General features: G+C 72.0%; 24 protein-coding genes. 12 read left to right on the top strand and 12 right to left on the bottom strand.

What is annotated here, in order from left to right; genetic code table 11:
* Positions 1-115 precede the first annotated feature (115 nt).
* Genes EDF55_RS12800 through EDF55_RS18840 form a run of 6 tightly spaced genes read left to right on the top strand, consistent with a single transcriptional unit; the run spans position 116 to position 6,296 of the window.
* Positions 116-3,010: a Na+/H+ antiporter subunit A gene (locus tag EDF55_RS12800; RefSeq protein ID WP_123655323.1), complete on the top strand. Its 2,895-nt coding sequence runs from the start codon at positions 116-118 to the stop codon at positions 3,008-3,010.
* Positions 3,007-3,387, top strand: a complete 381-nt coding sequence (locus tag EDF55_RS12795) for a Na(+)/H(+) antiporter subunit C (protein WP_123655322.1) — start codon at positions 3,007-3,009, stop codon at positions 3,385-3,387. Before EDF55_RS12800 ends, EDF55_RS12795 begins: the two co-directional genes overlap by 4 nt.
* Entirely contained in the window at positions 3,384-5,036 is a 1,653-nt protein-coding gene (locus tag EDF55_RS12790) for a Na+/H+ antiporter subunit D (protein WP_123655321.1), read from the top strand. The genes EDF55_RS12795 and EDF55_RS12790 overlap by 4 nt, the downstream gene beginning before the upstream one ends.
* Positions 5,033-5,617, top strand: a complete 585-nt coding sequence (locus EDF55_RS12785; protein WP_165931313.1) for a Na+/H+ antiporter subunit E — start codon at positions 5,033-5,035, stop codon at positions 5,615-5,617. The genes EDF55_RS12790 and EDF55_RS12785 overlap by 4 nt, the downstream gene beginning before the upstream one ends.
* On the top strand, positions 5,614-5,943 hold the full coding sequence (locus EDF55_RS18845; protein ID WP_165931314.1) for a sodium:proton antiporter: 330 nt from the start codon (positions 5,614-5,616) through the stop codon (positions 5,941-5,943). The genes EDF55_RS12785 and EDF55_RS18845 overlap by 4 nt, the downstream gene beginning before the upstream one ends.
* Complete coding sequence (locus EDF55_RS18840) at positions 5,940-6,296, top strand: monovalent cation/H(+) antiporter subunit G (RefSeq protein WP_185017377.1); 357 nt, start codon at positions 5,940-5,942, stop codon at positions 6,294-6,296. Before EDF55_RS18845 ends, EDF55_RS18840 begins: the two co-directional genes overlap by 4 nt.
* Before the next feature lie 151 nt (positions 6,297-6,447).
* On the opposite strand, the gene EDF55_RS12775 is transcribed toward EDF55_RS18840, so the two are convergent.
* The 8 genes from EDF55_RS12775 to EDF55_RS12740 all read right to left on the bottom strand — a co-directional run bounded on the left by EDF55_RS12775 (position 6,448) and on the right by EDF55_RS12740 (position 16,082).
* Positions 6,448-7,662, bottom strand: coding sequence for an MFS transporter (locus tag EDF55_RS12775; RefSeq protein WP_123655318.1), 1,215 nt, complete (start codon positions 7,660-7,662; stop codon positions 6,448-6,450).
* Between the two features lie 171 nt (positions 7,663-7,833).
* On the bottom strand, positions 7,834-8,256 hold the full coding sequence (locus EDF55_RS12770; protein ID WP_123655317.1) for a GNAT family N-acetyltransferase: 423 nt from the start codon (positions 8,254-8,256) through the stop codon (positions 7,834-7,836).
* A 33-nt stretch (positions 8,257-8,289) separates the two neighbouring features.
* Positions 8,290-9,468, bottom strand: a complete 1,179-nt coding sequence (locus EDF55_RS12765; protein ID WP_123655316.1) for a Fic family protein — start codon at positions 9,466-9,468, stop codon at positions 8,290-8,292.
* Between the two features lie 102 nt (positions 9,469-9,570).
* Complete coding sequence (locus tag EDF55_RS12760) at positions 9,571-10,776, bottom strand: acyl-CoA dehydrogenase family protein (RefSeq protein WP_123655315.1); 1,206 nt, start codon at positions 10,774-10,776, stop codon at positions 9,571-9,573.
* Complete coding sequence (locus tag EDF55_RS12755) at positions 10,773-12,545, bottom strand: ABC transporter ATP-binding protein (protein ID WP_260235914.1); 1,773 nt, start codon at positions 12,543-12,545, stop codon at positions 10,773-10,775. Before EDF55_RS12755 ends, EDF55_RS12760 begins: the two co-directional genes overlap by 4 nt.
* The gene (locus EDF55_RS18995; RefSeq protein WP_123655313.1) at positions 12,542-13,450 is read right to left on the bottom strand and encodes an ABC transporter permease; all 909 of its coding nucleotides are present in this window, start codon (positions 13,448-13,450) and stop codon (positions 12,542-12,544) included. Before EDF55_RS18995 ends, EDF55_RS12755 begins: the two co-directional genes overlap by 4 nt.
* Positions 13,447-14,385, bottom strand: a complete 939-nt coding sequence (locus tag EDF55_RS12745) for an ABC transporter permease (protein ID WP_123655312.1) — start codon at positions 14,383-14,385, stop codon at positions 13,447-13,449. Before EDF55_RS12745 ends, EDF55_RS18995 begins: the two co-directional genes overlap by 4 nt.
* The gene (locus EDF55_RS12740; protein ID WP_260235910.1) at positions 14,385-16,082 is read right to left on the bottom strand and encodes an ABC transporter substrate-binding protein; all 1,698 of its coding nucleotides are present in this window, start codon (positions 16,080-16,082) and stop codon (positions 14,385-14,387) included. Before EDF55_RS12740 ends, EDF55_RS12745 begins: the two co-directional genes overlap by 1 nt.
* A 192-nt stretch (positions 16,083-16,274) precedes the next feature.
* On the opposite strand from EDF55_RS12740, the gene EDF55_RS12735 reads away from it, so the two are divergent.
* Entirely contained in the window at positions 16,275-17,306 is a 1,032-nt protein-coding gene (locus tag EDF55_RS12735) for an aldo/keto reductase (protein WP_123655311.1), read from the top strand.
* A 154-nt stretch (positions 17,307-17,460) separates the two neighbouring features.
* Here the strand turns inward: EDF55_RS12735 and mgrA are convergent, their stop codons facing one another.
* Positions 17,461-18,504 (bottom strand): L-glyceraldehyde 3-phosphate reductase, encoded by a 1,044-nt coding sequence (mgrA, locus tag EDF55_RS12730; RefSeq protein WP_123655310.1) that lies wholly within the window; start codon positions 18,502-18,504, stop codon positions 17,461-17,463.
* A gap of 98 nt (positions 18,505-18,602) precedes the next feature.
* On the opposite strand from mgrA, the gene EDF55_RS12725 reads away from it, so the two are divergent.
* A complete protein-coding gene (locus tag EDF55_RS12725; RefSeq protein ID WP_123655309.1) occupies positions 18,603-19,067 on the top strand; it encodes an iron chaperone in 465 nt (154 codons plus the stop codon).
* Between the two features lie 10 nt (positions 19,068-19,077).
* Entirely contained in the window at positions 19,078-19,563 is a 486-nt protein-coding gene (soxR, locus tag EDF55_RS12720; RefSeq protein ID WP_123655308.1) for a redox-sensitive transcriptional activator SoxR, read from the top strand.
* On the opposite strand, the gene EDF55_RS12715 is transcribed toward soxR, so the two are convergent.
* Positions 19,560-19,997: a MarR family winged helix-turn-helix transcriptional regulator gene (locus tag EDF55_RS12715; protein WP_260235909.1), complete on the bottom strand. Its 438-nt coding sequence runs from the start codon at positions 19,995-19,997 to the stop codon at positions 19,560-19,562. The genes soxR and EDF55_RS12715 overlap by 4 nt on opposite strands.
* A gap of 47 nt (positions 19,998-20,044) precedes the next feature.
* On the opposite strand from EDF55_RS12715, the gene EDF55_RS12710 reads away from it, so the two are divergent.
* A complete protein-coding gene (locus EDF55_RS12710) occupies positions 20,045-21,295 on the top strand; it encodes a multidrug effflux MFS transporter (protein WP_123655307.1) in 1,251 nt (416 codons plus the stop codon).
* Between the two features lie 224 nt (positions 21,296-21,519).
* On the opposite strand, the gene EDF55_RS12705 is transcribed toward EDF55_RS12710, so the two are convergent.
* Positions 21,520-22,236 (bottom strand): phosphatase PAP2 family protein, encoded by a 717-nt coding sequence (locus EDF55_RS12705; RefSeq protein WP_123655306.1) that lies wholly within the window; start codon positions 22,234-22,236, stop codon positions 21,520-21,522.
* Positions 22,237-22,336: 100 nt separating this feature from the next.
* On the opposite strand from EDF55_RS12705, the gene poxB reads away from it, so the two are divergent.
* The gene (poxB, locus tag EDF55_RS12700) at positions 22,337-24,061 is read left to right on the top strand and encodes a ubiquinone-dependent pyruvate dehydrogenase (RefSeq protein ID WP_123655305.1); all 1,725 of its coding nucleotides are present in this window, start codon (positions 22,337-22,339) and stop codon (positions 24,059-24,061) included.
* 47 nt (positions 24,062-24,108) lie between these two features.
* Here poxB and EDF55_RS12695 read toward each other — a convergent pair whose 3' ends face one another.
* Positions 24,109-24,792, bottom strand: coding sequence for an SDR family NAD(P)-dependent oxidoreductase (locus EDF55_RS12695; protein WP_123655304.1), 684 nt, complete (start codon positions 24,790-24,792; stop codon positions 24,109-24,111).
* Positions 24,793-24,893: 101 nt separating this feature from the next.
* Here EDF55_RS12695 and EDF55_RS12690 point away from each other — a divergent pair, with 101 nt between their 5' ends.
* Positions 24,894-25,748: a helix-turn-helix transcriptional regulator gene (locus tag EDF55_RS12690; RefSeq protein ID WP_123655303.1), complete on the top strand. Its 855-nt coding sequence runs from the start codon at positions 24,894-24,896 to the stop codon at positions 25,746-25,748.
* The last annotated feature ends 25 nt before the right edge of the window (positions 25,749-25,773 follow it).

Here is a 25,773-nt window from a genome sequence, read left to right as displayed (position 1 = left end):
GCCTGCCACCGCGACAGCATGCTGTCCGGTCGTTCAGGTTCTCCCCATCCGGCTCTCGGTAGCCTGTGAGCCACCCAGAGCCGGACTTGCACGCCCGACCCCGAGGAGGCGCCCCATGGTCACCGTCCTCGTCGCGTTCGCCGTCGTCGCCCTCGTCGTCCCCGCACTCACGCCGTTGCTCGGCCGTCGCGTCTTCTACGTCGCGGCGCTCGCACCCGCTGCCGCCGCGGTCCTCACGCTCGCGCAGACCGACCGGGCGCTGCACGGGGGCGTCTCCGAGTCGTTCACGTGGATCCCGCAGCTCGACCTGTCGATCGCCTTCCGCGTCGACGCCCTGTCCTGGGTGCTCGCCCTCGTGGTGTCGGTCGTCGGCGCGCTCGTGCTCGTCTACTGCGCGTCCTACTTCGGCCCCGACGAGCCGGGGCTCGGCCGCTTCGCCGGGGTCCTGACCGCCTTCGCCGGGTCGATGTACGGCCTGGTGATCGCCGACGACGTCATCGTGCTCTTCGTCCTCTGGGAAGCGACGACGGTCTTCTCGTACCTGCTGATCGGGCACGACGCCGCGAAGCGGGCGAGCCGGGCGGCCGCGATGCAGGCGCTCGTCGTCACCACCGCCGGCGGGCTCGCGATGCTGGCCGGCCTCGTGATGCTCTCCGTGACCGCGGGCACGACCCGGCTCTCGGCCATCATCGCGGAGGCACCGACCGGCACGATCGTCACCGTCTCGGTGGTGCTGATCCTCGCCGGTGCGCTGACGAAGTCCGCCATCGTCCCGTTCCACTTCTGGCTGCCCGCGGCGATGGCGGCCCCGACCCCGGTGAGCGCGTACCTGCACGCCGCGGCGATGGTGAAGGCCGGCATCTACCTCGTCGCCCGGCTCGCCCCCGCGTTCGCACTGCTCGAGGGCTGGCGCGAGACCATCACGGTGCTGGGGGTGCTCGGCATGGTGATCGGCGGGTACCGGGCACTCCGGCAGACCGACCTCAAGCTGCTGCTCGCGTACGGCACCGTCGCCCAGCTCGGCTTCCTCGTGCTCGCCGCCGGATGGGGCACGCCGGCGATCGCGCTCGGCGGGGTCGCGCTCCTCGTGGCGCACGCGACCTTCAAGTCGACGCTGTTCCTCGTCGTCGGCACCATCGACCACGTCACCGGGACCCGTGACCTCGGCGCCCTGAGCGGGCTCGGCCGGAAGATGCCGTGGCTCACGACCGTTGCCGTGCTGGCGCTCGTGTCGATGGCCGGCATCCCGCCGACGATCGGCTTCGTCGCGAAGGAAGCCGTGCTGACGGGCTTCATCGAGGCGCTGCACGGCCCGGGGTCGGGCTGGGCGTGGTTCGCGCTCGTCGGCATCACGGTCGGGTCGATCCTCACCGTCGCCTACTCGCTGCGCTTCCTCTGGGGCGCGTTCGGCACGAAGCCCGGTGTCGAGCCCACCGAACCGCACGCCCTGCACGGCCTCGGCGTCGTGCCCTCGATCCTCGGCCTGGCCGGGCTCGCGCTCGGGCTGTTCACCCCGGTCGTCGCCCACGGCATCGAACCAGCAGCCACCGCGGCGTCGATGTCCGGAGCGGAAGCGGTGCCGCACCTGGCGCTGTGGCACGGACTCGAGCCGGCGCTCGGCATCTCCGCGATCACGCTCCTCGGCGGACTGGCCCTGTTCGCCGCCCGCTCCCGGGTCGAGGCGCTCCAGCACCGCCTCGCCGGGTTCCCGAGCGCCGCGAACACGTACCGGCACGTGATGCGCGGGCTCGACCGCGGCGCCACGGCCATCACCGCCGGCCTGCAGCGCGGTTCGCTCCCCTACTACCTGACGGTGATCCTCTCGGTGTTCGTCGCCGGGGCGCTCGCCAACCTGGTGCTCGGTGGTCCGTGGCAGTTCTCGATCCGGTTCGCCGACTCGTGGGGACAGATCCCCGTCGTGCTCGTGATGTCGGTCGCCGCGATCGCCGTCACCACCGCCAAGACCCGGTTCGCCGCCGCCGTCCTGGTCGGGGTCACCGGCTACGGCATGTCCGTGCTGTTCGTCCTGCACGGCGCCGTCGACCTCGCGCTCACCCAGCTCGTCGTCGAGACCGTGACGCTCATCGCGTTCGTCCTCGTCCTCCGACGCCTGCCCCCGCGCATCGCGACGGCGAACCCGTCGCGCTTCCGGCTGCTCCGAGCCCTGTTCGCCGCCCTCGCCGGCGTCACATTGGCGATCGTCGTCATCGTCGCGGCCTCGGCCCGGACCGCCGAGCCGATCTGGCCGGACATCCCCGCGCTGACGAGCTCCTTCGGGCACGGGCTGAACGTCGTCAACGTGGCGCTCGTCGACCTCCGCGGCTGGGACACCCTCGGCGAGCTCACCGTGGTCGTCGCCGCCGCCACCGGGGTCGCCAGCCTCATCTTCGTGAACTCCCGGGAGGACACCCTCCCCCGCCTCCGCGACCTGGCGAACGACGTCACGAACGACAAGCACCGCCCGGACGGCGAACCCCGCGCCTGGCTGCCGACCAGCGCCGCGCTGCCGACTGGCCGCTCAGCACTCCTCGACGTCGTCGTGCGCCTGCTGTTCCACGGGCTCATCGTGCTGTCGGTCTACCTGCTCTTCGCCGGCCACAACGCTGCGGGCGGCGGGTTCGCCGGCGGTCTCGTCGCGGGCATCGCCCTCGCCGCCCGGTACCTCGCCGGCGGTCCGGCCGAGCTCGGCGCGGCCGCCCCGGTGCGCGCCGGACGCCTGCTCGGGCTCGGCGTCGCGACGGCGGCCGTCACGGCGATCGTGCCGCTGTTCTTCGGCCGGGAAGCCCTGTACTCCGAGTTCTTCGAGGCGACCGTCCCGGTGCTCGGGCACGTGGAGTTCGTCACCGCCACGTTCTTCGACATCGGCGTGTACCTGGTGGTCGTCGGCCTGGTGCTCGACGTGCTGCGCAGCCTCGGCGCCGAGGTGGACCGGCAGCGCCTCGAGGACTCCCGCGTCCCCACGAACGACACGATCGAGGGCAACCCGGAGCAGGAAGGCGTCACCGCATGACCATCACGCTCGTCCTCGTCATCGCGATGGCCGTCCTCTTCGCCGCCGGCGTGTACCTGCTGCTCGAACGCTCCCTGACCCGGATGCTCCTCGGGTTCCTGCTCCTCGGCAACGCGCTCAACCTGCTGCTGCTCGTGATGTCCGGCGCGGCCGGCGACCCGCCCATCGGGAAGTCCTCGAAGGGCATCACCGACCCGCTCCCGCAGGCCTTCGCCCTCACCGCGATCGTGATCACCTTCGCCGTGAGCGCCTTCCTCCTCGCCCTCATCCACCGCTCGTGGACGCTGTCCCGCGCCGACGAGGTCGAGGTGGACGAGGCCGACGTCGCCATCCGCCGTGAGCGATCCGCCGCCGACGCAGAAGAGGAGTCCCGATGACCTCCCTCGTCCCGCTCCTCGTCCTCGTGCCGCTCCTCGGGGCCGCTGTCGCGCTCGGGCTGCTCCGGCACCAGAAGCTCCAGCGCGCGATCACGGTCGGCGTGCTCGTCATCGCCCTGGCGGTCGCCGCGACGCTGATGGTGCTCGTCGACCAGCACGGCACGATCGTGGTCCAGGTCGGCGGCTGGGACGCCCCGTACGGCATCTCGCTCGTGGTCGACCGGCTGAGCGCACTGCTGCTGACCGTGTCCGCGAGCGTGCTGCTCATCGTGCTGCTGTTCTCCATCGGCCAGGGTCTGGCGGCGGACGACGGCGAAGCCCCGGTGACGATCTTCTACCCGACCTACCTGGTCCTCGCGGCCGGCGTGCTCGACTCGTTCATCGCGGGTGACCTGTTCAACCTCTACGTGGCGTTCGAGATGCTGCTCGTGGCGAGCTACGTGCTGATCACCCTCGGCGGCAGCGAGCAGCGTGTCCGGGCGGGCACGACGTACATCGTGACGAGCCTCATCGCGTCGGCGATCTTCCTCTCCGCGATCGGGCTCGTCTACGGCGCGACCGGCACCGTCAACATCGCCCAGATCAGCGAGCGGATGGCGGCGCTGCCCGAGCACGTGCAGCTGCTGCTCCACACGATGCTGCTCATCGGGTTCGGCATCAAGGCCGCGGTGTTCCCGCTGGCGTTCTGGCTGCCGGACTCGTACCCGACCGCGCCCGCACCGGTCACCGCGGTCTTCGCGGGCCTGCTGACGAAGGTCGGCATCTACGCGATCATCCGCCTCGAGACGATCATCTTCCCGCAGCCGCAGCTCAACACCGTCCTGCTCGTCGTCGCGACGCTGACGATGGTCGTCGGCGTGCTCGGGGCGGTGTCGCAGACCGACGTCAAACGGCTGCTCTCCTTCACGCTGATCAGCCACATCGGGTTCATGGTGATGGGCATCGGGCTCGGCTCCGTCGCCGGCACCGCCGCCGCGGTCTTCTACACGGTGCACCACATCGTCGTGCAGACCACGCTGTTCCTGGTGTCGGGGCTGATGGAGCGCGTCGGCGGCACCACCTCGACCCGGTCGCTCGGTGGGCTGCTGAAGGCCGCTCCGCTCCTCGCGGCGCTCTACCTGGTCCCGGCGTTCAACCTCGGCGGCATCCCGCCCTTCTCCGGCTTCATCGGCAAGCTCGGGCTCTTCCGCGCGGCGGCGCTCGACGGCAGCCCGATGGCCTACGTCACCATCGGCGCCGGGGTCGTCACCTCGCTCCTGACCCTCTACGCGCTGATGCGCGTCTGGGACGCCGCCTTCTGGCGGCCGAAGCCCGCAGCCGAGGCGGCGGCGCCGCACGCCTCGGTCGCCGAGCCGCACGAGCACCTCCGTGCTCCGGAGCCGGCACCCGTCACGGTCTCCGAGACCGACGGCACGGTGCTGACGGGAGGCTCGGTGACCGTCACGGAACCGGCGGCGGTGAGCACGGCCTCCAGTCCGGAGCACACCCGCCTGCCCCGCATGCTGGTCGGCGTCACCACCATCGCGGTGCTCGGATCCGTCGCCCTCACCGTCGTCTCCGGACCGCTCTACGGCTACGCGACCCGCGCAGCGGAGTCGCTCGAGTCCCCGGTGCAGTACGTGCAGGCCGTCCTCGGGGAGCGCCCGTGACGAACGACACCCGACGCATCACGAACGCCCGACGGATCGCCGTCGCGTGGCGGTACGACGTGCCGCTCGTCGCCGGACTGACGGTCCTGTGGGCACTGCTCTGGGGATCCTGGACCCCGCTCACCCTGCTCTGCGGCATCGTCGTCGCGCTGCTCGTGACCCAGGCGCTGCCGCTGCCGCCGGTCCCGCTGTCGGCACGGTTCTCCGTCGTGCACACGGTCTGGTTCCTGATCATCTGGTCCGGACTCGTCATCGCGGCGTCGTTCCGGGTCGCCTGGGTGGCGTTCCGTCCCCGGGGCGTCCGGCGCAGCTCGATCGTGCTCGTGCAGATGCACACCACCTCGGAGATGACGTTCACCCTGGCGACGCTCGCGGTGTCGCTCGTGCCCGGCTCCTACGTCGCGGACGTCGACCTCCGACGACGGCGGCTGCTCCTGCACGTCCTCGACACCGAACAGGAGCGCCAGGTGGAAGCCGCGAAGCGTGAGGCGCTCGGGATCGAGACGCTCGTGATCAAGGCGCTCGGGTCGAAGCAGGACGTCTCGGAGCTGTCCGAGCCGCTGCCCGAGGTGACCCGGTGAGCGCCGCCGTCGTCGTCATGGGGATCGGCATCGCGCTGGTGCTCGCCCTGCTCGGTGCGACGCTCGCGCTGGCCGTGTTCCGCATCGTCCGCGGACCGACGATCCTCGACCGGATGATCGGATCCGACATGGTCCTGACCACCGTGCTCGTGGTGATCGCCGCCGCGATGGTGATCCGACGGGACCTCACCGCGGTGCCCGTCCTGGTCGTGATCGCCGCGACGAGCGTCTTCGCCACCATCGCCGTCGCACGCGCGGTCACGCCGTCGTCGGACCCCTCCGACGACGGGACCGACGTGACGACCCCGGAACGGAGCGAGCGGTGACCGAGATCCTGCAGTCCTTCATCGACGCGGCCGGCGTCCGGGCGTGGATCGCGCTCGGGCTGCTGCTCGTCGGGTCCGTGCTGTCCCTCGGCGCCGGCGTCGGCATCGTCCGGTTCCCCGACCCGCTCGTCCGGCTGCACGCGATGGCGAAGCCGCAGGTGCTCGGCCTGGCGTTCGGGCTCGCGGCGATCGTGGTCGCGGTGTGGACGTGGACCGCGCTCTGGGTGGTCCTGCCGATCATGGTGTTCCAGCTGTTCCTGGTGCCGGTGTCGACGCACATGATCGCCCGCGCCGGTGTCCGCTCGGGCGACTACCGCCACGAGGACCTGCTCGTCGACGACACCGAGTCCTAGGCGCCCCGCGCTGCTGCGCCGGCGTCCGAGACGCCGCTCAGCCGCCGAGACGCCGCTGGGCTCCCGAGACGCCGCCCCCTGCGGGGGCGTTTCGTGGACTCGGAGGCGTCTCGCGGACTCGGGGGCGTCTCGCGCGCCGAGTGGCGCCCGGTCAGCTCCGGCGGGACAGGAGCAGGTTCACGACGGCGGCCACGACCACGATCGCCGCGGAGATCGCCGGGAAGAGCATCGCCGCCTGCGTGCCGGAGCGCTCGGCGACCTCGCCGACGACGGCCGAGGTGAGCGACTGCCCGACGATCACGGCGGAACCGAGGATCGTCATCGTCGTGGCCGAACGACCCACCGGGGAGCGGTCGGACCCGAGGCTGTACTGCGCGACGAGGGTCGGCCCGATGCCGATGCCCATGACCGCCAGGACGATGCCGACCGCGACGACGGAGTCGGCCGACGCGAACGCGATCGCGCCACCGAGGAGCACGACGCCGAAGACGAGCCAGCGCCAGCCGACGCCGAACGACCGCGGGAACGCCGCCGATCCGAGCGCCAGGCCGGCCGAGCCGATGCCCATCAGCCCGTAGAGGAGCCCCGCCTGCGAGGACTCGCCGTGCGTGCCCATGAACGCCGTCAGCGAGGTCAGGGTCGAGCCGAAGAAGAACCCGATGCCGAGGATCCCGACGACCACCACGACGAGGCGCGGACGCAGGAGCTGGCGGGCCAGGGCCTGGACCACCTCCGCCTGCTGCCCGACCGCGAGCCTGCCCGTCGGGTGCAGCGCGAAGGCCGTCACGAAGACGAAGGTCAGGGCAGCGGCACCGGCGACGGCCACCCACGGGGCGATCGCACTCGCGAGCAGCCCCACCAGGAACGGCCCGATGATGAACACCGTCTCGTCCGCCGCGGACTCGTACGCCATGGTGCCGCTGAGCACCTTCTCGTGGCGGTCCTTCGCCATCCGCTGCCGGATGATCGCCACGAGCCGGGTGCGGGACATCGGTGCGACCTGCGGCGCCGAGGCCCCGATGCAGAACGACATCGCGAGGACGGCGAGGTCCGGCGCGGTGCTCTGCACGACGAGGGGGAAGACGCCGAGCAGGACGCCGTTCGCGATGCCGACGGGGACGAGCACCTTCCGCTGGCCGAGGCGGTCCGCCGCGGCGCCGACCATCGGGCCGAAGATCGCCGACCCGATGCCGACGAACGCGGAGTTGATGCCGCCGAGGGCGACGGAGTCGCGCGATGCGACGACGAGCGTCAGGACCCCGACGACCATCATCGCGAAGGGGAGCCGCGCGATGAACGCGATCGGGAAGTAGGAGCGCCCGGCGTGGGCGATCAGGGAAGCGTCAGAGGAGCGCGCCTGGAGCATGTCGTGGTGTGCCTTCTCGGCCCACGTTCGTTCCGCGGACCCATCGGGTGCCGCCGCTGTCCGCCGAGGTGCGGCGGCCGGTAGATACACACTGCGTCCTCCGAGGGTACCAGCGGCCGATCGGGCACCGGCGGCCCGCGAGACGAGTGCCCCGCGTCGCGCCGGCTGGGATCAGGCGGCGAAGCGGACGAACGACCGCAGGCCGGACGGCGCGACGTCGTGGGCCTCGGTGAAGCCGCAGGACTCGTAGAAGGCGCGCTGCCCCGGCTCGGCGTCGGTGAGCAGCACGACCTGCCGGATGTCGGCCACCCGCTCGAGCACCGCGCCGAGCAACGCGGCCCCGACGCCGGCCCGCTGGGCGGACGGCGCGACGAGCAGGTCCTGCACGTACGCGATCGTGCACCCGTCGGAGACCGTGCGGACCAGGCCGACCAGCTCCCCGCCCTCGCTGCGCGCCGTCAGCACGAGGTGCGACCCGAGCACCGCGGCGTGGAGCCGTCCGGGGTCGTCGGTGTAGGCGGTCCAGCCGACCGCTGCGTACAGCGCGACGAGCTCGTCGAGGTCCGGACGGTCGTCACCGAGGGAGAAGTCCACAGCACCAGTCTCGCGGGTCCGGCGACGGCGGCGTCAGCCCCGCCGGCCAGACCGTCGAGCGAACGCGTCGAGCGCCCGGAGGACGTCATCGCTGCGCCACACCGTGGTCCGGAGCTTGTGCTCCGACTTCGACACGAGGACGCCGGCAGCGGTCAACGCGTCGAGCGCTCGGTACACGTTCAGCGAGCCGCCGAGCTGCGCGGACAACGACGATGCAGTGAGGACCGGCTGTCGTGCCACCACCTCGAGCACCCGCCAGACACTCGAGTCGGATCGCGCGGTGACGCTCTCCCGCCACTGCGCCTGCACGGCATGGACGTCGTCGACGAGCACGCTGGCGTTGTTGACCGCGCGGAACGACGCTTCCGCCGTCGCGACCACGATCGGCTCGATGTCGCCTGTCCGGTACGCGTCGAGAGCAGCGTGGTACCCGGCGGTGTCCGTGAGCAGACCCGCCGAGACGGGGATCGTCACGTTCCGTGTGAGCCCGGTGCCGCGGAACATCGCCTGCATGAGCGCACGACCCGTTCGGCCGTTGCCGTCCGTGAACGGGTGGATGGTCTCGAACTGGGCGTGCGCGACCGCGATCTGCACCAGGCGCGGCAGGTCCGTCCGGCGGGCGAACACCATCACGTCGTCGACGAGGTCGGGGACTCTTCCTGATGCCGGCGCGACGAACTCCGCACCCGCGGGGCTGTCCGCGCTGCGGCCGATCCAGACGGCCTCGCCACGCCAGGCGCCGGCGTCGTGGTGCGGATCGCCGTCGAGGAGCACACCGTGCATCGCGAGCACCGACGCCGGCGTGAGGTCCGCTGCGAGATCGAGCGCGCTCTGCATGGCACGAGTGTTCGCGACGATCTGCGCAGCGTTCTGCCGTGAGTCGTCGCCGAGCTCCGCCGTGTAGATCGCCCGCGCGCTCGCCGTGAGGTTCTCGATCTGCGACGACGCGGCGGCTTCCGACCGGAGCAGGAGCGAGGCGAACGGTGCGATCTCACCACCGAGTTGCGCGTCGAAACGGATGAGCGCTTCGACCGCGTCGTCGACCAGTGCCGCGGTCGCGGACGAGACAGCCGGATCCAGTTCGGCGATCCGTGGTGGCACGGCCGCTCGGTACGGGTGGCCGAGCGTGCTCCGGCGGCTTGCGGCGACACCGAACCCAGCGTACTTCGACTCGAACCAGAGTTCTTCGGAGTCGATCGGGGGCCAGGGCATCGCACTCCGATCCGTGCGCACAGGGTGTGCGTTGTGACACTTGAGGACCTAAGTGTAACTGCGTGGTGTGCCGAGTGACACTTGCGCGACCGGACGCAGCGGTCAGCGGGCCTCGCCCGTGGCCCAGAAGTACGTCAGGGGTGCGCCGTTCACCAGGTGGTCGCCGATCACCCGCTGCTGGAACACGACCGGGTTGTGCGACGACAGGGTCCTGGCGTTCCGCCAGTGCCGGTCGAGCGAGCGGTCCCGGTCGGTCGCGCTGGCACCGCCCACCTCGAACAGGGTCGTCGTCGCGCGGAGCGCCAGCTCGACCACCGAGGACTGCAGTGCGATCGTCCGGAGTTCCGCCGCGTCGATGTGGGCTCCGGCGTCGAGGGCGTCCGAGACGATCGCGTCGTGCGCCTCGTCGATCGCGGCGGCGGCGCTGAGGACGAGCGCCTCGGCGGCGACCGCGTCGGCGGCGATGCGACCCACGACGGACTGCACGAGCGGGTCCGACGCGGCGGTGGCCCCGACCCCGTGCTGGTAGTGCCGGGTCCGGGAGCGCACGAACGCGGCGGCGTCCCGGGCCGCCGCCGCGGCGACCCCCGCGAGCGACGCCAGCAGCACCGTCTGCAGGAACGCCGGCAGCACGGTGCGCCGCTCGCCGCGTTCGGGTCGGAGCTGCCAGAGCTCGACCCGGACGCCGTCGAACCGGGTGGTGCCGCTGCCGGTGAGGCGCTGGCCGAAGCCGTTCCAGTCGTCGCGCACCTCGACGCCGGGGTCGTCCACCCGCACGGTGACGCCGACCGTGTGGCCGTCCGGGGTCTGCGCGGTGACGGTCGTCCAGTCGGCGAAGATCGTGCCGGTGCTGTAGTGCTTCTCGCCGTGCAGCCGCCAGCCGTCGCCGTCCGGGACGAGGTGCGTCGCGAGCGACCCGACGCCGGCACTGCTCCGTTCGTGGCTGGCGTTGCCGAAGACCTCGCCGGCGGCGATGCGGGTGAACCACTCGTCACGCCGGACGACCCCGGGGTCGAGCAGCAGCTCCTCGACGAAGGAGAAGTGCGCGCGGAGCAGCTGCGGGATGTTCGAGTCGGCCTCGGCGAGCCGGACGAGCAGTGCGAACAAGTCGCTGGCCGAGGCTCCGCTGCCGCCCGCGGCGACGGGGACGGTGACCGCGGTGAACCCGGCGTCGGCGAGCCAGCGGACCTGCTCGTGCGGCAGGGTCCGGGTCTGCTCACGGTCGACGGCCCCGTCGGCGATGCGGTCGAACACGGGGGCGAACTGCTCGAGCAGCGACGTCCGGATCACGGGGGCGGTGATCGTCATGATTCCTCCTGGGGAGACTGGGGAGACTGGGGAGACTGGGGAGACTGCGCAGACTGGGGGTTCCGGTGGACGCTGACGCCGGGGACCGCGTCGAGCAGCCCCTGCGTGTACGGGTCGCGCGGGGAGCGGAAGACCTGGTCGGCCGGCCCCTCCTCGACGACCCGACCGTCGCGCAGGACGAGCACGCGGTCGCTGACGTGGTGGATCACACCGAGGTCGTGGGAGATGAAGAGCGCGGCGGTGCCGTACTCCTGCCGGATGTCGGCGAGCAGGTCCAGGACCTGCGCCTGCACGGAGACGTCGAGCGCGCTGACGGCCTCGTCGAGGACGAGCACGTCGGGATCGGTGGCGAGTGCCCGGGCGATCGCGACGCGCTGCCGCTGGCCGCCGGACAGGGTGAGCGGGTGTCGCCCGGCGAGCGACGGGTCGAGTCCCACGCCCTGCAGGAGCGAGTCGACCCGTGCCGCGTCCGACGAACCGGGAGCGCCGGCCCCGCGGGCGGACCGCGCCCCGACGAGGGCCGAGCGCACGAGCTCGCCGACGGTGCGCCGGGGGTCGAACGAGGAGAGCGGGTCCTGCGACACGGTCGCGATCCGGGGACGGTCGGCCCGGCGGGCACGTTCCGGCAGCGCTGACCACGGCCGACCCTCGAACAGCACCTGCCCCGAGGACGGCGGGGTCAGCGCGAGGGCGATCGCCGCGGTCGTGGACTTGCCGGACCCGGACTCCCCCACGATGCCGAGCGTCTCGCCGGCCCGGAGTTCGAACGACACGTCGTCCACGACGGTGCGGACTACCCCGTCGGGCCCCCGGTACCGCTTGCTGACGTGCGAGACGGACAGCACCACGGAGCCGGCGACCGGCACCGGGCGCGACGCCGGACGCGGCGCGAGCGTCGCCGGCGGTGCGTCCGACAGCCGCGCTCCGGGTGCGTGGGCGGAGGGGATCGCGGCGAGCAGGCGCTTCGTGTACGCGTGCTGCGGGTCGCCGAGGACGGCGGCGACGGGCCCCTGCTCGACGACGACGCCGTGCTGCATCACGACGACCTCGTCCGCGAGCTGCTCGACGACGCCGAGGTCGTGGCTGATCAGCACGAGACCGGTCCCGCCGGCACGGAGCTCGTCGAGGAGCGCGAGGATCTGCGCCTGCACGGTGGTGTCGAGTGCGGTCGTCGGCTCGTCGGCGATGAGCACCGCGGGGTCGAGGGCGATCGCGGCGGCGATGAGCGCACGCTGCCGCAGCCCGCCGGAGAGCTCGGACGGCAGCTGCCGTGCACGCAGCGACGGCGAGGGGATCCCCACGCGGCCCAGCAGCGAGAGCACCTGCTGCTCACGGGCGGAGCGCGGACCCACCCCGTGCGCGCGGAGTGCGTCGGCGACGGATGCGCCGACCCTCCGGAGCGGGTCGAGCGAGACGAGGGCGTCCTGCAGGACGTAGCCGACGTCCTTGCCGCGGACCCCGCGCCACGCACGGTCGGACAGGTCGCGGAGGTCGCGGCCGCCGAGCGAGAGCGCCCCGGCGGTGGTCGACGACGACGGGCCGTTCAACCCGAGCAGCGACCTGGCGGTGACGCTCTTGCCGGAGCCGGACTCGCCGACGATCGCGACGCAGCGGCCGGGGTCGAGCGTGAACGAGACGTCCCGCACGACGGTGCGGTCGCCGAAGGCGACGGAGAGGTCCCGGACCTCGACGAGGGGACCGGTCGGACGAGCGGCACCACCCGACGGGACGGAGGACGTGGCGGACGTGAGCAGGTCAGGAGCGGTCACCGGGGGCCTCCAGGCTGGGTCAGGGTCTGCACGGCGCGACCGACGGCGGTCAGCGACAACGCGAGGAGCACGATCACGACGCCCGGCCAGAAGTCGAGCCACCACGCCTGCTGCAGGTAGTTGCGGCCGGCGTTGAGCATCGCGCCCCACTCCGGAGCGGGCGGCTGGACGCCCATGCCGAGGAAGCCGAGGGCCGACGCCCAGACGATCGCCTGGCCGATCCCGAGCGTGACCAGGACGGTGAGCGGGCGGAAGGCGTTCGGCAGCAGGGTGTGGAACAGGACGTGCGCCGAAGAGTGGCCGAGCGCGCGCTCCGACTGCACGTACCCGGCGTTCCGCACGGCGAGCACCTGCCCGCGGACCATCCGGGCGTACCCGGGGACGGTCGCGATGCCGACGGCGAGGATCTGCGTCCCCGCGCTCGAGCCGAACACGGCGATCAGGATGAGCGCGAGCAGGATGCCCGGGAACGCGTAGAGGACCTCGATCACGCGGGTCACGACGGCGTCGACGGCACGGCCGCCGAGCCCGCCGAGGACCCCGAGCAGGACGGCTCCGGCGAGCCCGAGCGCGGTGGCTCCGACGCCGATCAGGACGGACTGGCCGGCGCCGTGCACGACGCGCGAGTAGACGTCGCGGCCGGACTGGTCGGTCCCGAAGACGTGCTGCGCGCTGGGAGCGTCGAAGCTCTTGCCGAGGTCGATGGCGAGTGGGTCCTGCGGCGCCAGCAGGGACGGCCAGAGGGCCGCCACCGCGACGAGCGCGATGAAGGCGGCCGCCACCCAGAACGACACGCGTCGCAACGGGTGGGAGGCTCGGCGCACCTTCCGCACACCGGCTTCGGCGGGTGTCGGGTCGGGCTGCAGGGCACGGGGTTCGCTGGGTGCGATGGTCGCGGTGGTCATGCTGCGGCTCCGATCGTGCGGCGCAGTCGTGGGTCGACCACGACGTACGCGATGTCGGTGAGGATGTTCGCGACGACGTAGACGAGTGCGACGACGAACGTGATGCCGATGACGAGCGGCAGGTCCTGCGCGCTGACGGCGGCGACGAGCACCTGGCCGATGCCCTGTCTGGCGAAGACGACCTCGGCGATGACGGCACCGGAGACCAGCGAGCCGAGACCCCAGCCGGACAGCGTGACGCCGGGGAGCGCCGCGTGCCGGAGCACGTACTTCCCGCGGATCGCGTTCTCGGACAGCCCGCGGCTCCGGGCGGAGAGGACGAACGGCTGCTGCTGCTTGTCCTCGAACTCGTCGCGGGTCACCTGGCCGAGGAACCCGGCGAGCGGGATCGCGAGGGTGAGTGCCGGCAACACGATGCCGAGCGGGCCCGAGCCGATCACCGGGAACCAGTGCAGCTGCACCGCGAACACCAGGAGCAGCACGAGCCCGAGCCAGAACTGCGGCAGCCCGGCTGCGACCGTCTCGACCACCGAGCCGATGCGGCCGACGATGCCCGGCCGCCCCGCGGTGAGCAGGGTCGAGACGATCGAGAGCACCCAGGCCAGGACGAGCGCGGTCACGGTGAGGGCGAGTGTCGGGCCGATCTGCCCGGCGATGACGCTCGTGACGGACTGCTTCAGCGTGTACGACTCACCGAAGTCGAGCCGGAACAGCCCCGCGAGGAAGTCGCCGTACTGCGCCAGGAGCGGCCGGTCGAAGCCGTACTGCGCGGTGACCGCGGCGACCGCCTCCTTCGTCGGGTGCGCTGCGGCGCCGCCGAGGATCGCGACCGCGGGGTCGCCGGGGACCGCGTGCTCGAGGAAGAACACGATCGTGCCCACGGCGAGGAGCAGGACCACCGCCTCGACGATGCGTCTGGTGACTCGGATGACCATCACTTGCCTCCGTCGATCAGGTAGGCGTCGGAGAGGACGGGTTCGCCCTCGCTGGGTTCGATCCACACGCCGCTGACGCGGTCGGCGATGCCGAGGCGGGTCTGGATCGGGTAGAGCGGCAGGCTCCAGGCCTTCGACGTCAGGATCTGCTGGGCCTTCGCGTACGCGGTCGCCTGCTTTGCCGGGTCGGTCGTCGCGGTGCCCGCGATGAGCAGCCGGTCGAGTTCGTCGTCGTACGCGAACGCCGAGTTCTGGCCGTTGTCGACGTCGTAGGTCGCCTTCGAGTACTTGATGTACATCACGTGCGGGGTCGGGCTGTTCCAGTAGTTCCCGAGCAGGTCGTACGCCTTCGGGTTGCCCCACACCGCGTTCATCGAGGACGAGTCGAGCGCCTGCAGCACGACCTTGATCCCGACGCGCTTCTCCATCGCCTGGATGTCCTGCAGGATCGTGACGTCCGCCGGCGGGGTCTCCGCGGAGTCCGCGTTGTAGGGCAGCTTCACCGTCAGGGTCTCGCCGTCCTTCGTCCGGTAGCCGTCCGCGTCGCGTCCGGTCCAGCCGGCCTCGTCGAGGAGCTGCTTCGCCGCTGCCGGGTCGTACGGGAACGGCTCGTGGTACGCGGCGTCGTAGTGCGGCGTGCCCGAGGAGACGGCGTTGCCCTCGTAGGGGAACACCCCGTTGTAGGCGCTCTCGACGGCCTCTTTCGCATCGGAGGCGTGCACGAACGCCTGCCGCACCCGGATGTCGCTGAACACGGTGCTCTGCGTGTTGAGGTCGAGGCTGAACGGCGAGCCCGAGTGCACGAACGACTGCAGCTCGATCGACGGGTCCGCCTTCGCCAGCCCCTCGCTCTCCGGCGGCACGTTGAAGATGACGTCCGCCTCGCCCGAGCTCAGCGCGCCGTACCGTGTCGTGTTGTCCTTGAGGAACTTCCACGTGATGCCGTCCAGGTACGCGGGCCCCTGGTGCTTCGCGTCAGCCGGGGCGCTGTTGTACGAGTCGTTCCGGACGAGCTCGACGTCGCGCTCGTGGTTCCACCCGGCCACCTCGAACGGCCCCGTGCCGACCGGGGACTCGCAGTTCGCCGCGAGCCCACGGGCCATGGCCTTCGGGGACTCCATGCCGAAGAACGCCTGCGACAGGGCGGCCAGGAGCGGCGAGTAGGGGCGCTTCAGGGTGATCCGGACGACGTGGTCACTGATCGCGGTGGCCTTGTCGAAGTACCCGGTCAGGTACAGCAGGTCGGTCGACGACTGCGTCGCCGGGTCGAGGATCTGCGTGAAGTTGTCCACCACCGCCTGGGCGTCGAACGGGGTGCCGTCGGTGAACTCCACGCCCTGCTTCAGCGTGAAGTCGTACTGCGTGCCGTCGTCCGAGATCGTCCACCCCGTGGCGAGCCACGGCTCCACGCTGCCGTCCTCCTGCAACGACACGAGCGAGTCCAGGTACTGGCGTGCGATGTACGTCTGCGGCATGTCCCCGGAGTTGTGCGGGTCGAGGCAGGTCGGCTCCCGATCCGTGGCGTAGACGAGGGTGCCGCCGCGGACGGGGCCGGTGTCGGAGGTCGCCGCGGTCGAGCCGGCGGAGCAGCCGGCGAGGAGCACCGCGGTCGCGGCGGCTGCGGCGAGCGCCGCGGTCACGCGGCGGCGGAGACGGCGCCGTCGGACCATCGGCCGGGCGGTGTCGGATCGGGTCATGTCGAGGACCGTAGGCAGCGCGACCGGGGTGGGTCGAGCCTCCCGTCTTCCGTCGCAACGGACCGTCACACGGCGTCGCGTGCCGGGGCACACCCGTCATCCGGCGTCACGTCCGACGGGTCCCGACGTGTGGTTCGTCATGGTTCGTCACCAGCGTCCCCGGGCGGCACGCGCGCCCATATCGTGGCGCCCATGGAGCAGCGGACGATGGGGCGGACGGGTGCGCCGGTGAGCGCGCTGACGCTCGGGACGCGGGCGATCGCGGGCGTCGCCGCGCGGGACGTGGACGAGGCCGAGTACCTGGTGCACGAGTCGTTCGCCCGGGGCGTGACCGCGGTGGACGTGTCCGACGCGCACGGCTCCGGGCTCGCGGAGGCCGCCGTGGGGGCGGCGCTCGCGGGCCGGCGGGACGAGGTCTTCGTGTCGGTGCGCTTCGGCGACCCGGTCGACGACGACCCCGCCCACCGCGGTGCGGGGCGGCGGTGGATGTTCCGCGCGGTGGAGCGGAGCCTGCAGCGGCTCGGCACCGACGTCATCGACCTGTACCAGCCCGCGCGGCCGGACCCGGCGACCTCGCTCGACGAGACGCTCGACGCGCTCGCGGACCTGGTCGCGCAGGGCAAGATCCGCTCGTTCGGGATCCCGGGCTTCCCCGCGGAGGAACTCGTGGAGGCGCAGTGGCTCCGATCAGGGGCGAAGAGCGCCACCGCGACGCACGTGCCCTACTCGATCCTCACCCGGACGGCCGAGCGCACCGTGTTCCCCGTCGCCCGGCGGTTCGGGCTCGGCGTGCTCGCCGGGTCGCCGCTGGCCGGTGGGTGGCTCGCGGGCGCCTACCGCGCGGGGACCGTGCAGCCGCGGTCGCCGCACGCCGTGCAGCAGCCGGACGTGTACGACATCGGGTCGCCGCGGAACCGGCGGAAGCTCGAGACCACCGACCGGCTGGGACGGCTCGCGGACGACGCCGGGCTGACGCTGCTCGAGCTCTCCGTCGGGTTCGCGTTGACGCACCCGGACGTCGCGTCGGTGGTGGTCGGGCCCCGGACGGTCTCGCACGTGGACGCCTACGCGCAGGCGGCGGAGGTCGTCCTCGACGACGAGCTGCTCGACGCGGTGGACGCGATCGTGCCGCCGGGGACCCACGTGCTCGAGCGGGACACCGGGTCGACGCTGCCCGCGCTGACGCGGGAGCGCCTGCGCGGGCGGGTCGCGGCGCGCGCGTAGGGGGGTCCGTCGCCGCGCGGCGGGGGTCCTTTCGCGCGTAGGGGGTCCTTTCGCGCGTAGGGGGTTGTTTCGCGCGTAGGAGGTCGTATCTTCCGACCCCCTACGCGCGATTCGACTTCCCAGTGCACTCGCGATGGGAAGGAACGTGCGCCGGTCAGGAGACCTCGCCGGCGCGCGCACCTGCCCAGAGGTCGACGTCCGTGATGCCGACGGAGTGCTCGTCGATGACGCGGAGCTCCTCGTCGGTGAAGGACAGGTTCGCCAGGGCCTGCACGTTGTCCTCGAGCTGCGACACCCGTGACGCACCGATCACGAGCGACGTCACCCGCTCGTCGCGGAGCGCCCACGAGAGGGCGAGCTGCGCCATCGACTGTCCGCGCGCCTCGGCCACGGCGTTGAGTGCGCGCAGGTGCTCGACCACCTCGGGCGTGATGCTCGAGGCGTCGAGGGACTTCCCCGCCGCGGCGCGGGAGTCGGCCGGGACACCGTCGAGGTACTTCCCGGTGAGCAGCCCCTGCGCGAGCGCGGTGAAGCCGATCACGCCGAACCCGAGCTCGCCGGCGGCGTCGAGGAGCCCCTCGGTCTCGATCCAGCGGTTCAGCATCGAGTACGAGGGCTGGTGGATGAGGAGCGGGGTGCCGAGGTCGCGGAGGATCTCCACCGCCTGCCGGCTGCGTTCGGCGTCGTACGAGGAGATGCCGACGTAGAGCGCCTTGCCCTGCTGAACCGCGGTGTGCAGCGCGCCCATCGTCTCCTCGAGCGGGGTCGACGCGTCGAGGCGGTGCGAGTAGAAGACGTCGACGTAGTCCAGGCCGGTCCGGCGCAGGGACTGGTCGAGCGAGGCGAGCACGTACTTCCGCGAGCCGCCGCCCTGCCCGTACGGACCCGGCCACATGTCCCACCCGGCCTTCGTGGAGACGATCATCTCGTCGCGGTACGGGGCGAAGTCCTCCCGCATCAGACGGCCGAAGTTGACCTCGGCGGCACCGTAGGGCGGGCCGTAGTTGTTCGCGAGGTCGTGGTGGGTGATGCCGAGGTCGAACGCCCGGCGGCTGACGGCCCGCTGCGACTCGAAGGGCACGTCGTCGCCGAAGTTGTGCCAGTACCCCAGGGAGAGCAGCGGCAGGTCGAGGCCGGAGCGGCCGGTGCGGCGGTACGTCATCGAGTCGTAGCGGTCGTCGCTGGCGATGTAGGTCATGGTCCGAGCCTGGCACCTCGCCCCCGGATCCGAGCAGATACCGAGAAGCGCCGGCGTGGCCGCGGCTGCACACTGGGACCGACCAGGAGGGAACGACCATGGCACGGACGACGAAGACCGAGGGCACGTTCACGGACGAGGAACGCGCTGCGATGCAGGAAGCCGCGGCGGAACGGCGCACAGCGCGCTCGCGCAGCGGGACGAAGGCGGAGAAGGCCGCAGCGGAGGCGCAGGCGGTCGTGGACAAGATCGCGGCGATGCCCGAGCCGGACCGCGGGTTGGCGGAGCGGATCCACCGCATCGCGCTCCAGGCGGCACCGGAGCTCGCGCCGCGGCTCTGGTACGGCATGCCGGCGTACGCGGCGGACGGCAAGGTGGTGTTCTTCTTCCAGGACGCCGCCAAGTTCAAGGCGCGCTACGCCACCCTCGGGTTCCAGGACCCGGCGCAGCTGGACGACGGGACGTTCTGGCCGACGTCGTGGGCGGTCACGCCCGAGTTCTCGGCGGCGGACGAGGCGACGGTGTCCGAGCTGGTCCGGCGGGCGGTCGGTTCGCGCTCGTAGGATCTCCACCATGGTCGAGATCCCGCACCCGCGACCGACCGATCTCCTGACGATCGGCGAGGTCGTCGCACGCACCGGGGTAGCGGCCAGCGCGCTGCACTTCTACGAGCGCAAGGGCCTGATCCACCCGGAGCGGACCGACGGTGGGACGCGGCTCTACCCGCGGCACATGGAACGGCGCATCGCGATCATCCAGGTCGCCAAGCGGCTCGGCATCCCGCTGAGCGAGGTCGCGGAGCAGTTCGCGGCGCTGCCGGAGGACCGGATGCCGTCGCTGCGGGACTGGAACCGGCTCAACGAACGGTGGCGCGCGCGGCTCCGGGCACGCCAGCTCGAACTCGAGCGGCTGCAGCAGGAGATGACGCAGTGCATCGGGTGCGGGTGCGTGTCCCTGAACGCCTGCCTCGTGATGAACCCGGGCGACGCGCTCGGCGCCGAGGGGCACGGCGCCCGGCGGCTCCTGCCGATCGAGGACGACGCCCCGGCGGCCGACTAGCCCCGCAGCCCGTCGTCGATGCGGGTGAGGAGCGTGAGCGCCGCCTGCACCCCGGCGGTGTCGGCCCCCAGGGCGTCGCGCAGCTTCCGGGCCCAGTGCGCGTGCAGGATCGCGATGCTCACCTGGGCGCGCTCGGTCGAGAAGAGCTGGACGAGCCGGGCGTCGGCCGGGTCGGGCCGACGGTCGACCATGCCCTTCGCCACGAGCGACCTGAGCGCCACGCTGAGGTTGCTCCGGTGCAGTGCGGTCGCCTCCGCCGTGGCGCTCGGCGACGTGCCCGGGTGCATGTCGACCCAGCGCATCACGAGCGCCTCGGTGCCGGTGAGCGGCACGATGTCGAGCGCGGTCGTGCCGTGCGGGTCGACCTCCCGCGAGATCCGGAGCACGGCGTCGGCGAGTTCGGCGAGCACGTCGTCGGTCACCGCGGGGTCCATGGGCAGCACTGTACCGCCGCTCGAGCATGGGTTATGATTTCATAACCATGACGACGAACACCGGTTCCATCCGCGCGCACATCGCGACACCTCCGACCACCCGATCGCAGGGCATCACCACCGCCCTGCTCCTGGTGCTCGGCCTCCTCAGTGCGGTGGCGCCGTTCGCCACCGACCTGTACCTGCCGGCGTTCCCGGAGATGACGACCGAGCTGCAGGCATCGGCCACGACCGTCCAGCTGACGCTCACCGCGTTCCTCGTCGGCGTCACCGCGGGCCAGCTCGTGTTCGGCCCGCTGTCCGACCGGTTCGGCCGCGTGCCGCCGCTGATCGCCGGCGCGGTGGTCTGCGTGCTCGCGAGCGCCGCGGCCGTGCTCGCGCCGAACGTCGGCGTGCTCATCGTCGCGCGCCTGCTGCAGGGCCTCGGTGGTGCGGCCGGCATGGTGATCGGTCGCGCCGTGATCTCCGACCTGGCGACCGGCAAGCCCGCGGCCCGCGCGTTCTCGCTGATGATGATCGTCGGCGGCGTCGCACCCGTCGTCGCCCCGCTGCTCGGCGGTCTGCTCACCGGTCCGATCGGCTGGCGCGGCCTGCTCACGATCGTGCTCGGACTGTCGATCGTGATGCTCGTGGCGGTGCTCGCCGTGATCCGCGAGACCCACCTCCGTGCTCGCCGCGACCAGCTCCGCGTCGAGCGGCAGGCCACCGGGTCGCCGCTCCGCGCCCTCCGCTCCCGCACCTTCCTCGGCTACACGGCGGTGTTCGGCTTCGCGTTCGCGGTGATGATGGCGTACATCTCGGCGTCTCCGTTCCTGTACCAGGAGATGATCGGCTTCGGCACCGTGGCCTACGGCATCGCGTTCGGCATCAACGCGCTCGCACTGATGGGCGTGAGCATCCTGTCCGCCAAGCTCACCGAGAAGCGCTCCGTCGTCGGGGTGCTGTCGCTCGGCATCGTGCTCGTGCTGGCGTCGACGGTGGCCTTCGCCGTGCTCGTCGTCACGTCCGCGCCGGTGTTCTTCCTCGCCGTGCCGCTCTTCACCGCGGTGGGCAGCCTCGGCCTGGTGCTCGGGAACGCGACAGCGCTGGCGCTCGGGGCCGTGCCCTCGGCTGCCGGCAGCGCCTCGGCCGTGCTCGGCGCCCTGCAGTTCGGGCTCGCCGCGCTCGTGTCCCCGCTGGTGAGCATCGGCGGGTCCGCCACGGCGGCACCCCTGGCCATCGTGATGGTCGCGTCCGCGGTCATCGCGGTGGTCGCGCTGCTGGCGGCCCGAGGACGGCGCGCACCGGCCCGCGCGTAGGAAGTCCTTCCCCGCGTAGGAAGTCGTTCCCCGCGCAGGAAGTCGAATCGCGCGTAGGAAGTCGTTCCGCGCGCAGGCGGTCGGTCCCCGCGCAGGAAGTCGAATCGCGCGTCGGCAGTCGGAAGTTCCGACCGCTCACGCGCGATTCCACTTTCCATCGCGGCCGCTGTGGGTGACTTCGCGCGGTGGGTGACCTCGCCCGAAAGCCCGTCCGCGCGGAGGTGTCAGCGGCTGACGGGTTTCGCAGGACGCAACAGCGGCAACCGCGGCATCAGCCAGTCCGCCCACACCACCCGGGCGGCCGGGGCCACGGCCAGCGCCCACGCCACCGAGGCGAGCGCGTCCGTCGGGTAGTGCACCGCGTCGATCGTCACCGAGAACCACACGACGACGACCGCGATCGTCCCGAGCACCACCGCGAGCCGGTGCCACCGGGTGTCCCGCAGGACCCAGCACAGCGCGATGGTGAAGGCGACCATGAAGACGGTGTGCCCGCTCGGGTAGCCCGGGTCGGGCTGCACCGGGTACGGGTGCGGCAGCACGGCGACGTCCGGCCGGGCACGGTGCACGATCTCCTTGACGATCGCGGACGGCACCCACGTGATCGCGACCACCCCCGCGAACGCCGCCGCTGGCCGGATGTTCCGCTGCACGGCCCAGATCACACCGGTCACGACGACGGTGACGACCAGCGCCGGCGCCGGGCTGATCGCGTGGTAGACCCCGTTCGTGACCGCGCCGATGAACCCGGTGTGCAGGGCGTTGAGCGCGCGGGAGAGTCCGATGTCCACGGTGCCCAGGAAGAACCCGATGACCGTGATGAGCACGACGGCGCCGATGCCGATCGCCACGGTGGTCAGCGGGTAGGGCGAGCGGACGAGGATGCCGTTCGCGTCGGGCTCTCGCCGTCGTGGGCGGAGCGGCGGCGCGTCGTCGATCATCCGACCATCGTCGCACCCTGCCCTCGCGAGCACGTGCCAAGACGATCAGAAAGCACACAGCGGGCGGCAAGGGGCGTGGCCGGAGGACTACACAGGGAGCATGCCAACCGTTGCCGAGAACATCGTCGCCACCCTCCGCAAGAACGACGTCCAGCGCATCTACGGCCTGCCGGGCGACTCCCTCAACGGGTTCACCGACGCGCTCCGGAAGGACGGCACGATCCGGTGGGAGCACGTCCGCCACGAGGAAGCGGCCGCGTTCGCCGCCTCCGCCGAGGCCGAGCTCACCGGGGACCTCGCGGTCTGTGCCGGCAGCTGCGGCCCGGGGAACCTGCACCTGGTCAACGGCCTCTACGACGCGAACCGGTCCCGTGTGCCCGTGCTCGCCATCGCAGCGCACATCCCCACCGCGGAGATCGGCTCCGGCTACTTCCAGGAGACCCACCCGCAGGAGATCTTCCGCGAGTGCTCCGTGTACGTCGAGTACGTCGCCGACCCGACGCAGATGCCGCGCCTGCTCGAGATCGCGATGCGCGAGGCGATCGAGAAGCGCGGTGTCGCCGTGCTCGTGATCCCGGGCGACGTGCTGCTCGCCGAGGCGAAGAACGACCGTGTCACGACGATCGAGCGCACCACGCCCCGCATCATCCCGAGCGAGGCGGAGCTCCAGCGCACCGCCGAGCTCCTGAACGGCGCGGACCGGGTCACCATCCTCGCGGGCGCGGGGGTCGCTGGGGCCCACGACGAGGTCGTCGCCCTCGCCGAACGCCTGCAGGCCCCGATCGTGCACGCCCTCCGCGGCAAGGAGCACATCGAGTGGGACAACCCGTACGACGTCGGCATGACCGGCCTCCTCGGGTTCGCGTCCGGCTACCGCGCGATGGAGGACGCCGACGTCGTGCTGATGCTCGGCACCGACTTCCCCTACCAGCAGTTCTTCCCCGCGAAGGCGAAGCACGTGCAGGTGGACATCCGGGGGTCCCAGCTCGGCCGCCGACACCCGGTCGACATCGGCCTGGTCGGCACCGTGAAGGACACCGCGCTCGCCCTCATCCCGCTGCTGCACGGCTCGAAGCCGACCCGGCACCTGCAGGACGCGCGGAAGCACTACGCGAAGACCCGCGAGAAGCTCGACGACCTGGCGGTGCCCGCCGGCAAGCACAAGGCACTGCACCCGCAGTACGTCGCGCGGGTGCTCGACCGCCTCGCCGCCGACGATGCCGTGTTCATCCCGGACGTCGGCTCCCCCGTCGTGTGGGCGTCGCGGTACCTGACGATGAACGGCAAGCGCCGGCTGATCGGCTCGTTCGTGCACGGCACGATGGCGAACGCGGTCCCGCAGGCGATCGGCGCGCAGGCCGCGTTCCCCGACCGGCAGGTGATCGCGATGGCGGGCGACGGTGGGCTGACGATGCTCCTCGGCGAGCTCATCACGATCGTGCAGAACAAGTTGCCCGTGAAGATCGTCGTGTTCGACAACTCGTCGCTGAACTTCGTCGAGCTGGAGATGAAGGCCGCCGGCTTCGTGAACTACGGCACCGAACTGCAGAACCCGGACTTCGCCGCCGTCGCCGAGGCGATCGGCATCAAGGGCTTCCGCGTCGACGAGTCCGCCGAGTTCGAGGACGCGATGGCCGCTGCACTCGCCCACGACGGGCCCGCCCTGGTGTCGGTGAAGTCCGACCGACAGGAGCTCTCCATGCCGCCGGCGGTGACCCTCGAGCAGGCAAAGGGCTTCACCCTCTACGCGATCCGCACCGTGCTGAGCGGACGCGGCGACGAGCTGCTCGACCTGGCGTCGACCAACTTCCGTCAGTTCATCTGACGGAACCACGTCCGGACGGGAGGCCTTGGTCGCGACCCGGACCGCGGTCACCAGCCGAGGGGCTGGCCGTCCTCGAGCAGGACACCGGTCGGGCCCTCCGGGCCCGCGCTGGCGGCGGCCACCACGGTCGCCGCGCTGACCTCGACGGGGCGCCCGTGCGGGTTCGGCACGCCGCCGAGCTCCGTCGCGGTGTAGCCGGGCTCGAGCGCGACGAAGTGCACCTCGGGCGCCATCCGGGCGTACTGGACGGTGAGCATCGTCACGGCGGACTTGCTCGCGCCGTACACCGCGGCCTGCACGGTCGACGCGGCGCTCTCCGGGTCGTGCACCGCGGTGAAGGAACCGAGCGCGCTCGAGATGTTCACCACGAGGGGGTTGGTGGAGCGGCGGAGGATCGGGAGCGCGGCCTCGGTCGTGCGGACGATGCCCACGGCGTTCGTGTCGAACACGGCGAGCGCATCGGGCCCGTTCAGTCCCCACATCGCGATCCCGGCGTTGTTCACGAGGACGTCGAGGCCCCCGTCGGCGTCGATCCGTGCGAAGGCCGCGGCGACCGAGTCGTCGTCGGTGACGTCGAGCTGGACGGAGCGGGCACCGATCTCCGCGGCGACCGCGGCTCCCTGCTCGGCGTTCCGGGCGCCGATCCAGACGGTGTGCCCCGCTGCGGCGAGCTGGCGGGCGGTTTCCTTGCCGAGGCCACGGGTGGCTCCGGTCACGAGTGTCGTTGTCATGGGTCCAGCGTCCGTCGCCCCGGCCGGCGCAGGGAGTCGTCCCGTTGTCGTAGGACTGCCGGGGCCAGGACCCGCTCGTCGCGGACGCGCAGACTGGCCACATGACGGAATCGGTCTCGGACTTCGGGAGCACGCTGCGGCGGCTCCGCGACCACGTCGCTCCCGACGCCGTGGGCGTCGCCGTCGGGCCGCGGCGGCGGGCGGTCGGGCTGCGGCGCGAGGAACTCGCCGGGCTGGCGGGCATCTCGGCCGACTACCTGACCCGGCTCGAGCAGGGGCGTGCGACGTCGCCGTCCGCCCAGGTCGTCGAGGCACTCGTCCGCGCACTGCGGGTCGCCGATGCCGAGCGCGAGCTGCTCTACCGGCTCGCCGGGCACGCGGCCCCCGGCGCGGACGTCGTCCCCACGCGCATCCCGCCGAGCGTGCAGCGGCTGCTCGACCGCCTGGCGGACACCCCGGTCGCCGTGCTCGACTCCGCCGGGAACCTCCTCGTGGCGAACGCGCCGCACGACGCCCTGATGGGGTCGATCTCGGCGTACACGGGGCACGAGCGGAACACGGCCTGGCGACACCTCGTCGGGCCGGGGAGCCGTGCGGTGCACACCGACGCGGAGCAGGCGGCGTTCGAGGAGTCGCTGGTCGCGGCACTCCGCATGACGGTGGCCCGGTACCCGCTGGACCGGCAGCTGCAACGGCTCATGCGGGACCTGCGCCAGGCGAGTCCGCGGTTCGTGGAGCTCTGGGCGTCGGGCTCCGGGGCGCCGACCGCGCCGTCGCGGCGGAAGGTGATCGACCACCCGGCGGTCGGGCGGATCACGCTCGACTGCGACTCGCTCGTCGTCGCACCCGAGGACCTCTGCATCCTGGCGTACACGGCGGAGCCGGGGACGGTCGACGCCGAGCGGCTCGCCCTGGCGATCGTGCTCGGGACGCAGTCGCTCGCCCGGGAGCGCTAGCCGCGCGGACGGCGGGCGAGCGCGC

The organism is Curtobacterium sp. ZW137 (assembly GCF_003762905.1).
Lineage (GTDB): Bacteria > Actinomycetota > Actinomycetes > Actinomycetales > Microbacteriaceae > Curtobacterium.
Note: the sequence above shows the minus strand (reverse complement) of the source record. Positions and strands in the feature narration are given on the sequence as shown.